Below are 12,257 nucleotides of genomic sequence, written 5' to 3' on the forward strand. Positions count from 1 at the left end.
GCGACGCGGGCTACTTGTGCGGGTCGTCAATCTTGAGCTTTTCTCCGGTGGTGGAGACGAAGACGACGAGGAGCTTCGCCGGTTTCGTGTTGCTGACGTTCTCTGTCGCAACGTGGTGGGCTCCGGGCTGCTCGACCCAGTTCTCGCCTTGGTGGTACGTGCGCATCGGTTGGCCTTCCAGCCGGCTGCGTACGGTGCCTTCGAGCACGTAGGCGTAGACGAACGCGTTGCCGTGTCGGTGGGGCGCCGCTCGGGCACCCGGCGGGAAGGTCACGGTCGCCGCGGTGAAGGTTTTGCCGTGGACGTTCGGCAACGCCTGTTGGATCAGGGGTGTCAGGGTCTCGGAAGGGTGTCCCGAAGTGACGACCGCGGTGACCGGCGTGACCGGATGCTCCGTCGCAGCGGAGCATCCGACGACCGCGGCGGCCGTGCCGGCGATCAGCGCTCCGCCGGCGATTCGCATACTGATCATGACTGCTGTCCTCCTTGTTCGTCCGCGACCTGAATGACCGTCTTTCCGGGCGTGCGGCGGTGGCGGGCGAACGCGGAGGCCGTTTCGGAAAGCGGTCGCACGGCACCGACGATGGGCTTGAGCCGTCCGGTCCGCAGGCGCCGGGCAAGATCGGTCAGCCGGGCGCGGTCGGGTTCGACGACGAAGAAGATGGCGCGCCCGTCCTTGGGCTGCACGGTGGGTGGCATGGCGATGGTGACGAGGGTGCCGCCGGGGCGTACGAGTTCGGTCGATCGCTCGAGGATGTCGCCGCCGATGACGTCGAACACCACATCCACCTCGCCGACGTGCCGCAAATCGTCGGCGTCCAGGTCGAGGAACGACTGCGCGCCGAGGCCGAGCGCGACATCACGGTCGTCGGCTCGGCCGGTGCCGATGACGCGGGCGCCCACCTCTCGCGCGAGTTGGACGGCGATCGAGCCGACGCCGCCCGCGGCGCCGTGAATGAGGACGGTCTGGCCGGTCGTGAGGTGGGCGTGGTCGAACAGGCCCTGCCAGGCGGTCAGTCCGGAAATGGGCAGCGCGGCGGCTACGGTGTGGTCGACGTCGGCCGCGAGGGGGGCGAGGTCGCGAGCCTCCACCGCGGTGAATTCGGCCAGGGATCCGTTGCGGGCCCAGTCGGTCAGCCCGAACACCCGCTGGCCCACGGTGAGGCCGGTGGTTCCGTAGCCGAGCTCGACCACGACGCCGGACAGCTCGTGCCCGGGGATGCTGGGAGTCCGGTCGCGGCCGGCGCGATCGGACCACGTTCCCGGCCAATCGAGCTCTCCGGGGGTGAAGCCCGCGGCGTGTACGCGCACGATGACGTCGTTCTCCGCAGCGTGGGGGTAAGGCATGTCGGTCAGGGTGAGGCCGCCGACACCCGCGTCACGGTCTCGCGCGGTGATCGCTCGCATGCTCGAATCCCTTCCGTGTCCGATCAGCTCGGCCAGGACGAGCCGACGATGCGCTCGACCATCGTCGTGCGCTGGAATCCGGGGATGAAGTGCTCGAGAACGTCGGAGTTCACGGTGCCGTTCGTTGTTTCGGGACGGTCCTTGAGCCCGTCGACGAAGGCTCGCAGGAACTCGTTCTTGAAGTCCCCTCGTGGGTGAACGGCGAGGATCTCACCCAGCTGATCTTGTGCCAGTTCGTCCAGGCCGAAGCCGATCGCGTCGGTCAAGACGCCGAGGTGGGTGGTCGCGATCTCCGGGCCCATCCGGCCGGGAATGCCCGGCGTGGTGTGCAGCGCGATCGCCGTCCAGACGGTGTCGGCGGCGGCCGTCGAGAAACCCCGGTCCAGGAGGAACTTGCGCGCATGGTCGGCGCCATCGACTTCGAAGCGCTGTTCAACGTCGGAAAACGGAGTCAGGAGGCCGGTGTCGTGGAACATGGCCGCCAGGTAGAGCAGCTCCGGGTCCGGTTTCACACCGAGCTCATGAGCGTGAATCAGGCCGAAGAAGAAGACCCGCCGAGAGTGGTGGTAGATGAGGGGACTGGTCGTCTCCTGGACCAGCCTGGTCGCTTCGGCGACCGCCGCTGTCTCAGGAATCGCCAAGCCCGCGATGACCTCTGCCATGATCTTTGACTTTCTGCGAAGTGTGCCGGCTGTGGACCCTGCGTCCGACGTTCATGCTGGCGACGAGGCGGCGTACGGCGCCGCCTTCATCCAGCCAGAAAACACTTGAATCCGGACGGGCGGGTCACAGCCGTGTGCCGAAGATCGCGACGCCTACCCTCGCCACGGCACGACGCCGTCCAGTGGCGGTCGGAGGGGTCGCTTCGGCGCCCGCTGCCGGTGGGGCGGCCTGACCCACGAGCACCCTCGTATCTCAGAGTAACGGTGTGTTACCAAAGAACGGTGTCCATGCCTTCTGTGTCGCCGGTCCGACCGCGTTCGGTGCCGCCGGGATCCGCTCTGGAGGGACCGGAGTGGTGAACGCCGCCCCCCATCGCGTCGCGGTCCTCGTCTACGACGGAGTGACGTTGCTGGATTTCGCCGGTCCCGCAGAGGTGTTCAAGGAGGCGAACCGGTTCGGTGCCGACTACCGGATCGTGCTGCTGTCGCCGACCGGCGCGGGGGTCACGTCGAACCTCGGGGTCCAGATCGCGGTCGACGGCGCCGTCTCCTCGGAGCCGGCCTTCGACACTGTTCTGGTGGCCGGGTCCGACCTCTATCCGCGCGCCCGTGTCCCCGGCGACCTGGCGGACGCCGCGCGGATACCGGCGGCCACGGCCGGCCGGATCGCGTCGATCTGCACCGGGGCGTTCGTCCTCGCCGCCGCCGGCCTCCTCGACGGCAAGCGCGCGACCACGCACTGGAAGGTCGCGCACGAGCTCGCCGCCCGGTGCCCGACGTGCCGCGTCGAGCCCGACGCGATCTACGTTCGCGATGGCGCCACGTACACCTCGGCAGGGGTGACGGCCGGCATCGATCTGGCGCTCGCTCTCGTCGAAGAGGACCACGGGCCCCAGCTGGCGCGCGACGTCGCCCGCGCCTTGGTGGTGTACATGCAGCGTGCGGGCGGCCAGTCCCAGTTCTCCGCACCGCTGCAGGGACCGCCGCCCCGCTCGCCGGCTCTCCGTAAGATCACCGATTTGGTGACGGCGAACCCCGACGGGGATCACTCGCTCGGTGAACTCGCGAAACACCTCAACGTGAGCACGCGGCACCTCACCCGGCTTTTCCACGACGAACTGTCCACGACACCGGCCCGCTATGTAGAGAACATCCGATTCGACCTGGCCAGAGCACTGCTCGACCAAGGCCATACCGCGACGCAGGCCGCGATCCTCGCCGGGTTCCCGAGCTACGAAAGCCTGCGACGGGTGTTCGCCAGGAAGCTGTCGATCAGCCCCGCCGCCTACCAACGCCGATTCAGCACGACCCGCCGCGCCAACGCGGGTTAGGTTGACGAGAAGTGCGATTCTGCCGGAGCCTCAGCAACCTGTTGACGACATCCATACCCGAGGTCAGGCGTGCTGCGCGTGTGCTAACAAAGCCGTCGGTCTTTGGTGACGTTGATCAGATCCGCAGTGCGCCGCGCGGGTGGCCGTGGGCGCGGCCGCAGGCGGTCAGGGCGAGAAAACTCTGCCCTTCCACTCGAGTATGGCTGCCGAAGGAGGACGGATCCGTCGATGCCCGTGCGGCGAACAGAGTCGCGTCACAGGTGTCGGGGATGCCGAGTTCCTGTTTGAGCCGCTTGTAGCGGGTCATGAAGGCATGCTGATCGTACGGGTCGATGTCGTCGAACGCGTCCTCTGGGAACCCGTTCTCGTCCTCGAGCAGGTACCCCTCCTCGGCGGGGTGGCGCGGGCCGATCTGCCGTTCGGGCTCAAAGGCGTCGTAGAAGCGGACGATCTCCCCGTTCTCGCCAACGCACCAAGCGGTCCAGCCGTCGCCGCAGCTCATCCCGTACCAGTGCGCGACGCCGAAACGGCGACTCAACATCCTGCAACGATCGCGCACGACTTCGCGCCAAGCGTCTTCATCCTCCCTGGGGTCGGCGCGATGGACGTCCTCGGCCGGCTCGCCGAAGATCAGGATCCAGCCATCGAGCCGCGGAGTCACATAGATCCGCGAGCATCGCCGGTGTTCCTTACCCGGACCGCTCCAGTCGTGGTGATCGTGGTTCCAGGCCGACGCGCCGAGCCGCATCGTGACCGGTTCGGGATCCGACAGACCGAACGCATCCATCACTTCCGCCTGGTCGCCGGTCGGGATCGCGAACCATGAGCCGCAAAGGTGCATCGGCTCAGGGGTCTCGGCCGCGATCTTGATTCTGATCAGCCGCCGGACCAGGTCGCGGTCCCGTTCGTCGAGAGCGGCGGGCCCACCGATCGCGGCGAGCGCCTCCAACGCGGGCCGGCGCAGTCGGCCTCGGGATCGACGGACCTCCTGCAGCATCGGCACCACGCCCGGCCCGATGTCCCGCAACGCCCACATGCCGCGCTGCCTGACATCGTCGTCCGGATCGACGAGCAGCTCGATCAGGTCGGATGCATACGGCAGCGCCGCCTCGCCCCTGAGCTGGAGCACGTAGGCGCTGTCGCCCCGGACCTTTGGACTCGGATGCTGAAGACCGACAGCGAACGCGGACAAGTCGTCGATCTTGAGACCGCAGTACGCCCAACCCGCACGACGGGCCACCTCCGGCGTCGGGGCTGAGGCCATCGCCTCGATCAACGGCTCCAGAGCAGGCCGGCCGATCTCGCGCAGCAACTGGCCGGTCACAGACGAGTCCACAGCGGATTTCTCATCGCAGAGAATAGCGACGAGCGGGCCCACGGCAGGTGCCCCAAGAGCAGCCAACGCCATTCCCGCGGACATTTGCGCCTGCCGATCGCCGGCGCTGACGAACCGGTCGACCAACTCCTGAATTCCCATGTGGGCAGACAGAGGAGCTGACCCGGCTCAGGCGCGGGTCAGCTCGACTACCGGGATCGTGCGAATGCCGGCGGTCTTCTCCTCGTACCCGCCGAAAACGGGGTAGCGCTGCACCACGGTGGCCCAGATTCGGTCGCGCTCCTCGCCTTTCAGGTCGCGCGCCGTCACCCGATAGGTCTCGGTTCCGGTCTCGACCTCGGCCTGACCGGCGGAGGTGATGTTGTAGTACCACCCTGGGTTCTCGGGTGCACCCCAATTCGAGGCCATCACGAACAGGACGTTCTTGTCGTCCGATGGCAAGTACACCATGGGGGTGACCCGCTCAATGCCGCTCTTGCGTCCTCGGTGGTGGAGCACCATCACGGGAATACCGGCCAGCTGGCCGCCGACCTGCCCCGCGTTCGCTCGGAACTCCACGATGATCTGGTCGTCTATGTCGCTCATCGCCCTGCCTCCTGGCCGCAGTCCGAGGTTGCCTTTCCTCTTTACACGGCAGGGCCCCGAAGCAGCCTCCGAACGGCCCATTTTGACCTTATCGTGCGCTGGTGAAGCTGGGGGATGCCCTCGGCTGCGGGCACCGTGCTTGAGCGCTTCGGCACGCCCGGCTGGATCATTCGGGATCTGGGTGAGCCGACCTGAGTTTCCGGTGCAGCCGGGCCGGGTCGGCTTCGGTCACGGCCGTCTTCCCGTCCAGCTGCCAGCCCTTCCCGTACGCCGCGGCGAAGGCCTCCTCCCCCAGCGCGGCCCGTCCTCGGTGGGTGAGCTCGCGAACCTGCCGATCGGTGCGGTCGTGAGCGCCGCGCAGCCGGGAGGCGGCGCCGAGCAGCACGGCCGACTCGTGATGCCGCCCGTGCGCCCCGGCGAGCGCGGCCGCGTTCACCGCCACCAGTGACAGGATCGGCAGGTCCCGGGTTTCCAACCCCGCCGCGTACGCCTTCTCCAGCGCCTTCTCCGCGCCGGTCAGGTCACCCGTCTCCAGGCAGAGCGAGGCCCGTGCGCTGCCGACCAGCGTCCGCGCGTGGTCGCCGGGGAAGGCGGTGTCGCCGTGCAGACCTCGTTCGGCGTCGTCGAGCAGTTGCCCCGCCCGGGCCAGGTCGCCGAGCCGCACCCAGAAGACGGCCTCCCACGCGTCGACCAGCACCAGCATCTCCGGCGAGTTCGCGCGCAGCGCCCACTCCCGGGCCGAGCCGATCATTCGCGATCGCCAGGTCGGTGTCGCCGCGCCGCAGGTGCAGGTCGATGCAGCGCAGGTCGCTGAACACCTCGTCGCCGAGGCTGAGCGAGCCGAGCTCACCGGCCAGCGACCGAGCCTCGCGCAGGTCGGCCAGCGCGCCGTCGAGGTCGTCGTCGTACTGCCGGAGCTGGGCGCGCATCGGCAGCGCGGTGGCCTGGCCCCAGCGGTCGCCGACCTGCCGGAAGCAGGTCAGGGCCGCCTCCACGTCGGTGCGCATCTCGTCGAGCTCGCCCGCGTTCTCGGCGAACCGGGCCCGGAACATGCGGGCCAGCCCGGACAGCCACACGTCGTCGCCGTCGGCCAGACGCTCGATGATCGCGAACGTGGCCTTCTCCTCCTGGAGGAACGCGAGCGGGAGCGCGGTGAGCGCGCCGTAGGGGCCGGGCGGCTCCGGGTACGCGAGCAGCCGGTCGGCCAACTCGCGCAGCCGCGCCCGGTCGCCCGCCACCTCCCCGGCGGTCGTCCCTGGCCGGGTGACGACCCGATTGATCAGGTAGATCGCGTGCGCGCAGTCGCGGTCGGGCGCCGGCTCGCCGCCGGGCACCGCCAGTGCCTCGCCCAGCCAGTAGGCCGCGTCGGGGTGCCGGCCGAACATCTGCCAGTACCAGGTCAGGCTCAGGGCGCCGGCGCAGGGCGGCCAGCGCGTTGTCGTACTCTGCGCTGATGACCCGCATGGCCGTCGGCTGGCCGGGACCGCGCAGCCGCGGGTCGTACCGGGCCATCAGCTCGGCGAAGTGGCCGGCGGCCAGGTCGCGGACGGTGCCGAGGGCGCCCGTCTCGGCCAGGCGGTCGGTGCCGTACTCGCGCAGCGTCTCCAGCATGCGGTAGCGGCCCGGGTCGGGCGCGAGCTGCAGCAGTGACCGGTCGACCAGGCCCGCGAGCAGCTCGGGGATCTCGGCGGCCGGCACCGCCGTGCCGGCGCAGACCGCGGTGGCCGAGGCCGATGTGACGCCGCCGGGCAGGATCGAGACGCGCTCGGCGACCGTACGCTCGTGCTCGCCCAGCAGCTCCCAGCTCCAGGCGATGACCGCGCGCAGCGTGCGGTGCCGGGGAAGCGCGGTGCGGCTGCCGGTGGTGAGCAGCCGGAACCGGTCGGACAGCCCGTTGGCCAGCTCGGGCAGCGACAGCGTCCGCAGCCGGGCCGCGGCCAGCTCCAGCGCCAGCGGCATCCCGTCCAGGCCGCGGACCACCCGCCGGACCTCGGGCAGCGTCGTCTCGTCCACGTCGAAGCCCGGGCGTACGGCCGCGGCCCGCTCGGTGAACAGGCGTACCGACGCCGCCCTCCGGGCCTGCTCGACGCCGTCGTCCGCCCCGGGCAGCGCGAGCGGGCCGAGCGGCACCAGCGCCTCGCCGTCGACCGCGAGGGGTTCGCGGCTGGTGGCGAGCACGCGCAGCCCGGAGCATCGGGACAGCAGTGCCGCGACCAGATGGGCCACGGCGTCGATCAGGTGCTCGCAGTTGTCGACCAGCAGCAGGCTCTGCCGGTCGTCGAGCCGGTCGACGAGCACGTCCAGCTCGTCGCCCTCGACCCGCATCCGGGCCTCGAACATCGCGCCGCCGCGCGGCCCGATCCCGGCGAGCACGGCCGCGCCGACCTTGGCCGGCTCGGTGACCGAGGCGAGGTCGATCATCCAGGCGCCGTCGCGGTACTCGTGGCGGTGGCGGCGGGCGGCCTCGACGGCGAGCCGGGTCTTGCCGGCGCCGCCGGGACCGAGCACGGTGACCAGGCGCCCGGCGGCGAGCAGCGTGTCGATCCGGGCGAGGTCGTCGTCGCGCCCGATGAAGCTGGTCAGCGGCGCGGGCAGGTTACCCGGCCTGGTCCGCGCGGCGTCGGCGGCCGGGGCGGGCGGCTCGGCGCGCAGCAGGCGCAGGTGGCGCTCGCGCAGGGCGGCGCCCGGGTCGGTGCCGAGGACGTCGGCCAAGGTTTCGCGGACCCGCTCGTACCAGGCCAGGGCCTCGGCCTGGCGCCCTTGCGCGGCGAGCGCGTCCATGAGCAGCGCGGCCGCCCGCTCGTGGACGGGGTGCTCGGCGAGCAGGGCGGTCAGGCGGGCGGCGGCCGCGTCGGCACGGCCCAGCGTCAGCTCGGCGGCGGCGAGGTCGGCGACGGCCTCGACCGAGGCGTGGGCCAGCCGGGTCGCGGCGGCGGGCGCCACCGCGGCGACGACCGTGGGCTCGGCGCCGGGACGGTCGCCCCACAGCGCCACGGCCTCGCCGAGCACGGCCGCCGCGGCATTCGGGTCGCCGGCGCGCAACCGGTCGCGGCCGACGGCGGTGAGCTGCTCGAACCGCATCGCGTCCACGTCGGCCGCGTCCACGTCCAGCCGGTAGCCGCCCGTGACCTGCGCGACGGCGGTGGCCGAGCCGAGGGTCCGGCGCAGCCGGGAGACAAGGGCCTGCAGGGCGTGGGCGGGGCCGGCCGGCAGGTCCTCGGCCCAGATCGCGTCGACCAGGACGCCCTGCTCGACCGCCCGCCCGCCGGCGAGCGCCAGCCGTACGGCCAGACCTAGCAACCGCGCGCCCGGAACGGGCAGGGCGGCGTCACCGCGAGACGCCTGAAAGGCGCCGAGCAGCGTGACGCGAAGCCGCGTATCCCCGTCCATCTCCCAATCTTCGCGGGCGCACCCTCGAGTCCCCAAATCATGGCTTTCCCCTTGTCAGCGCCGTGTGAGCGCCGTGTGAGCGGCTCGCTTCAGTCTTTGCGTGCCGGAAGAGAACTGACGGTGAGCTTCGGAAGGGGAGTTCTTCGTGCATGACGTAGTGATCGTGGGCGCCGGCCCGGTCGGTCTGTTCCTCGCCTGCGAACTCGGCCTCGCGGGCTGCTCTGTCCTGGTGCTCGAACGGGAGCCGGAGCCCCGCTCCCCGTGGAAGGCGGACCCGCTCGGGATGCGGGGCCTGTCCGCCGCGTCGGTCGAGGCGTTCTACCGCCGCGGGATGCCGCACCCGCTGCTGACGGCGTCGGGCGTCCACGACGATCCCGGCGCGGATGAGCCGTCGCCCCCTCGTGGCGTGGGCCACTTCGCCGGCATGATGCTCGATCCGGCCAAGGTCGACGTCGCCGCCCTGCCGTTCCGGCTTCCCGCGAGGGAGGCGTGATGACGAACCTCGAAGCGGTCGAAACGGTGCTGTCCGAGCGGGCATCCAAGCTCGGCGTGGAGGTCCGGCGCGGCGTCGCGGTCTCCGCCGTCACCCAGGACGACGAGAGCGTGGTCGCGCAAGCCGGCGAGCACGAACACACGGCGCGCTGGGTCGTCGGCTGCGATGGCGGACGCAGCACGGTGCGTACGCTCGCGGGCTTCGACTTCGTCGGCACCGAGCCGCAGTTCACCGGCTACGTCGTGCTCGCCACCATCGCCGATCCCGGCAAGCTGCGCCCTGGGTTCAACCTGACGCCGACGGGCCTGTACCTCCGGACGCCCGCGGAGGGGTACATCGGCATGCTGGAGCCCGACGGCGGCGCGTTCGATCGCTCGCGGCGGCCGACTCGCGAACATCTCCAGGCGGTTCTGCGTCGTGTATCCGGCACCGACGTGACGCTGAGCGAGGTCCATCTCGCCTCGACCTTCACCGATCGGGCGATGCAGACGACGACCTACCGGCAAGGGCGCGTCCTGCTCACGGGCGACGCCGCTCACATCCACTCTCCCCTGGGAGCGCAGGGGCTCAACCTCGGCATCGGCGACGCCATGAACCTGGGATGGAAGCTCGCGGCGACCGTACGCGGGTACGCGCCGGACGGGCTTCTCGACACCTACGCCCGCGAGCGCCATCCGATCGGCGCCTGGGCGCTCGACTGGACGCGCGCCCAGGCGGCGGTCATGAAGCCGGACCCGCACGCACAGGCGATCCAAGGAGTGATTCGCGACCTGATCGGGACCCGTGACGGAACGACCTACGTGTTCGACAAGATGTCGGGATCGTCGATCCGCTACGACCTTGGCAGCGAGCAGCCGCTGGTCGGTCGCAACGCCCCGGACCTGCGGCTTGAGGACGGCACTCGCCTCGGCGACCTGATGCAGGATGGACGAGGCGTCGCGCTCGATTTCAGCGTCGACCGCTGCCTACACGGTTCAGCGATGGGCTGGGAGAGCCGGATCCGGTACGTGGCCGGACCGGCGAGAAACGGCTTCGGAACAGGTGCCGTGCTCATCCGGCCTGACGGCATGGTCGCCTGGGCAGGTGATCGCGCCCCTGATCGTGAAGCGTTTGAACGGGCCGCTCGCCATTGGTTCGGCAGCCCGGAGATCTAACGACGCGAACACGAACCTTTCCTCTCCTCAACCGAGTTCCAGGAGCGCATATGACGATCACCCTCCGACCGGGAAGCACCGTGATGTTCACCGGCGATTCGATCACCGACTGCCAACGGCTGGAGAGCGAACACGGCCTCGGGTTCGGCTACCCGCTGCGCATCGCGGGCGAGTGGGGACTCCGGCACCCGGAGCGGGCCGTGACCTGGCTGAACTCCGGGATCGGGGGCAACAAGGTGATGGACCTCGAACCCCGGTGGCAGGCGGACGTGCTCGACGCGCGTCCGGACGTGGTGTCGATCCTCGTCGGCATCAACGACGTCGGCTGGCACACGTACGCCCCGGACGGCTACGTGATCCCCGCGGAGGACTATGCGGCAGGTTACGACCGCCTGCTCGCGCCCCTCGCCGAGGCAGGTGTCGATCTGATCCTCATCGAGCCGTTCCTCCTGCCGGTCCGCGGCCCTGCCGAGGTCGGCGACGCGAACCTCGGCGTCGAGGTCCGGAAGGAGTGGCGGGCCGACCTGGACCCGAAGATCCAGGTCGTGCGCGAGCTCGCCCGCGAGTACGGCGCGCACCTGCTCGCCGCCGACGGCATGTTCGCCGAGCTGGCCGCGACGACCGGGCCGGAGTACTGGGCCGCGGACGGCGTGCACCCGACGCCGGCCGGTCACGCCGCACTCGCGGCGGCCTGGCTGCGCCTGGTCACGTGACCACCGAGACGAGCTTCCCGCCCTATCCGGGTGTGACGGTGCTGCCCAGCCACGGCATCAGGCCCTGCTGCGCGACTCTCAGCACCTCATCCTGGGGCAGTTCATCGGCTCGCTCGATCACCACGAGGCCCCAGTCCTTCCGGCCGACTGCGCCAAGCGTCACCGCACGCTCGCGCAACAGATACCTCACCGCCGACGGGACGTCTGTCACCGGGGGGCTCACCTCGTACCTGGCGAGCTTTCTGACATACCAGTCCAGCCACTGCTCCCCATCCCTTCTCGCGGCTCGGGACAGTGCGACCTCGGCATTTCCGTCGAGGAAGACCATGACGGGACAGACCGGTGCGAGCACCTCCGTGAGGTCGGCCATGAACGCGTCGATCGTCTCTTCACCGTGCCCCATGGCCAGCAACGTCGGCACGAACGGCACCAGGGCGTCCGCGATCACCACGTCATCGCCACTCGCCAGAACCGAATCAACGAACTTGGCCGTTGACGCGATCAACGTCTCTACGTCGACGGCACCGGTCGCTGTGAAAGCCTCGGCCACCGCAGCGAACTGCGGCCTGGTCAGGACCTCCTCCTCGCGGAAGTGGTCCACCCGCAGTCCCGCATCGGCCAGCCAACGGGACAGTCCGCCACACAGCGTCGACTTGCCCACGCCCGGAGATGCTCCCCACACGGTGATCAAAACCGTCACGGCCGCCGAGCCTAGTACTCCGCGTTCGATGCCGACCTGGCGAGATGGCGCACGTTCGTCGTGGATCGGGCGGGGTTCACGCCGGTGATCCGAGCGCGGCGCTGACCGTCCTGCCGACGGGACGCCCGGCGTACCGGCCCGCGATGCCGCCGTGTTCGGGTGATGGGCGGCCGGCATGTCACCGTGCTCGCCGAGTTCTACCAGACCATCACCGGATGGCAGATCACCCACAGCGACGGCGATTCCGCCTACCTGGGGGAAGGACCCATCCAGCTCGCTTTCCAGCGGGTCGATGGATACCAGGGGCCGCGATGGCCGGACGCCGCCAAGCACGCCCACCTCGATTTCACGGCCGCCGACCTCGACGCCATGACCAAGGAACTGCTGGCCTTGGGCGCGACCAAGCCTGACTTCCAGCCCGGCGAAGGCCGCTGGACGGTCCTCGCCGACCCCGAAGGACACCCTTTCTGCATCGCCGCGGCCTGA

The 12,257-nt window shown here is 70.2% G+C and carries 13 protein-coding genes; 5 read left to right on the top strand and 8 right to left on the bottom strand.

Annotation, left to right across the window (positions count from 1 at the left end; all coding sequences use genetic code 11):
• Positions 1 to 10 precede the first annotated feature (10 nt).
• Genes OG417_RS47985 through OG417_RS47995 form a run of 3 tightly spaced genes read right to left on the bottom strand, consistent with a single transcriptional unit; the run spans position 11 to position 2,069 of the window.
• A complete protein-coding gene (locus tag OG417_RS47985) occupies positions 11 to 463 on the bottom strand; it encodes a cupin domain-containing protein (protein WP_329244548.1) in 453 nt (150 codons plus the stop codon).
• A 5-nt stretch (positions 464 to 468) separates the two neighbouring features.
• The gene (locus tag OG417_RS47990; protein ID WP_329244551.1) at positions 469 to 1,407 is read right to left on the bottom strand and encodes an NADP-dependent oxidoreductase; all 939 of its coding nucleotides are present in this window, start codon (positions 1,405 to 1,407) and stop codon (positions 469 to 471) included.
• A gap of 23 nt (positions 1,408 to 1,430) precedes the next feature.
• Positions 1,431 to 2,069, bottom strand: coding sequence for an HD domain-containing protein (locus OG417_RS47995; protein WP_329244553.1), 639 nt, complete (start codon positions 2,067 to 2,069; stop codon positions 1,431 to 1,433).
• A 356-nt stretch (positions 2,070 to 2,425) separates the two neighbouring features.
• Here OG417_RS47995 and OG417_RS48000 point away from each other — a divergent pair, with 356 nt between their 5' ends.
• Positions 2,426 to 3,400 (top strand): GlxA family transcriptional regulator, encoded by a 975-nt coding sequence (locus OG417_RS48000; protein WP_329244555.1) that lies wholly within the window; start codon positions 2,426 to 2,428, stop codon positions 3,398 to 3,400.
• 115 nt (positions 3,401 to 3,515) lie between these two features.
• On the opposite strand, the gene OG417_RS48005 is transcribed toward OG417_RS48000, so the two are convergent.
• The 4 genes from OG417_RS48005 to OG417_RS48020 all read right to left on the bottom strand — a co-directional run bounded on the left by OG417_RS48005 (position 3,516) and on the right by OG417_RS48020 (position 8,711).
• On the bottom strand, positions 3,516 to 4,877 hold the full coding sequence (locus OG417_RS48005) for a HEAT repeat domain-containing protein (protein ID WP_329244560.1): 1,362 nt from the start codon (positions 4,875 to 4,877) through the stop codon (positions 3,516 to 3,518).
• A gap of 27 nt (positions 4,878 to 4,904) precedes the next feature.
• On the bottom strand, positions 4,905 to 5,321 hold the full coding sequence (locus OG417_RS48010) for a nitroreductase family deazaflavin-dependent oxidoreductase (protein ID WP_329244563.1): 417 nt from the start codon (positions 5,319 to 5,321) through the stop codon (positions 4,905 to 4,907).
• Between the two features lie 166 nt (positions 5,322 to 5,487).
• Entirely contained in the window at positions 5,488 to 6,072 is a 585-nt protein-coding gene (locus OG417_RS48015) for a hypothetical protein (protein WP_329244565.1), read from the bottom strand.
• A 95-nt stretch (positions 6,073 to 6,167) separates the two neighbouring features.
• Positions 6,168 to 8,711, bottom strand: a complete 2,544-nt coding sequence (locus OG417_RS48020) for an ATP-binding protein (protein ID WP_329244568.1) — start codon at positions 8,709 to 8,711, stop codon at positions 6,168 to 6,170.
• A gap of 145 nt (positions 8,712 to 8,856) precedes the next feature.
• Here OG417_RS48020 and OG417_RS48025 point away from each other — a divergent pair, with 145 nt between their 5' ends.
• From OG417_RS48025 to OG417_RS48035, 3 genes are read left to right on the top strand one after another with little or no spacing between them, the layout of a single operon-like run.
• Complete coding sequence (locus OG417_RS48025) at positions 8,857 to 9,204, top strand: FAD-dependent oxidoreductase (protein WP_329244571.1); 348 nt, start codon at positions 8,857 to 8,859, stop codon at positions 9,202 to 9,204.
• Entirely contained in the window at positions 9,204 to 10,358 is a 1,155-nt protein-coding gene (locus tag OG417_RS48030) for an FAD-dependent monooxygenase (RefSeq protein WP_329244573.1), read from the top strand. Before OG417_RS48025 ends, OG417_RS48030 begins: the two co-directional genes overlap by 1 nt.
• A gap of 50 nt (positions 10,359 to 10,408) precedes the next feature.
• Positions 10,409 to 11,071, top strand: a complete 663-nt coding sequence (locus tag OG417_RS48035; protein WP_329244575.1) for an SGNH/GDSL hydrolase family protein — start codon at positions 10,409 to 10,411, stop codon at positions 11,069 to 11,071.
• A gap of 22 nt (positions 11,072 to 11,093) precedes the next feature.
• Here the strand turns inward: OG417_RS48035 and OG417_RS48040 are convergent, their stop codons facing one another.
• Entirely contained in the window at positions 11,094 to 11,771 is a 678-nt protein-coding gene (locus tag OG417_RS48040) for a hypothetical protein (protein ID WP_329244578.1), read from the bottom strand.
• 183 nt (positions 11,772 to 11,954) lie between these two features.
• On the opposite strand from OG417_RS48040, the gene OG417_RS48045 reads away from it, so the two are divergent.
• The gene (locus tag OG417_RS48045) at positions 11,955 to 12,257 is read left to right on the top strand and encodes a VOC family protein (RefSeq protein WP_329244580.1); all 303 of its coding nucleotides are present in this window, start codon (positions 11,955 to 11,957) and stop codon (positions 12,255 to 12,257) included.

Source organism: Actinoallomurus sp. NBC_01490, from assembly GCF_036227085.1.
In the GTDB taxonomy this organism is placed as follows: Bacteria; Actinomycetota; Actinomycetes; order Streptosporangiales; family Streptosporangiaceae; genus Actinoallomurus; species Actinoallomurus oryzae.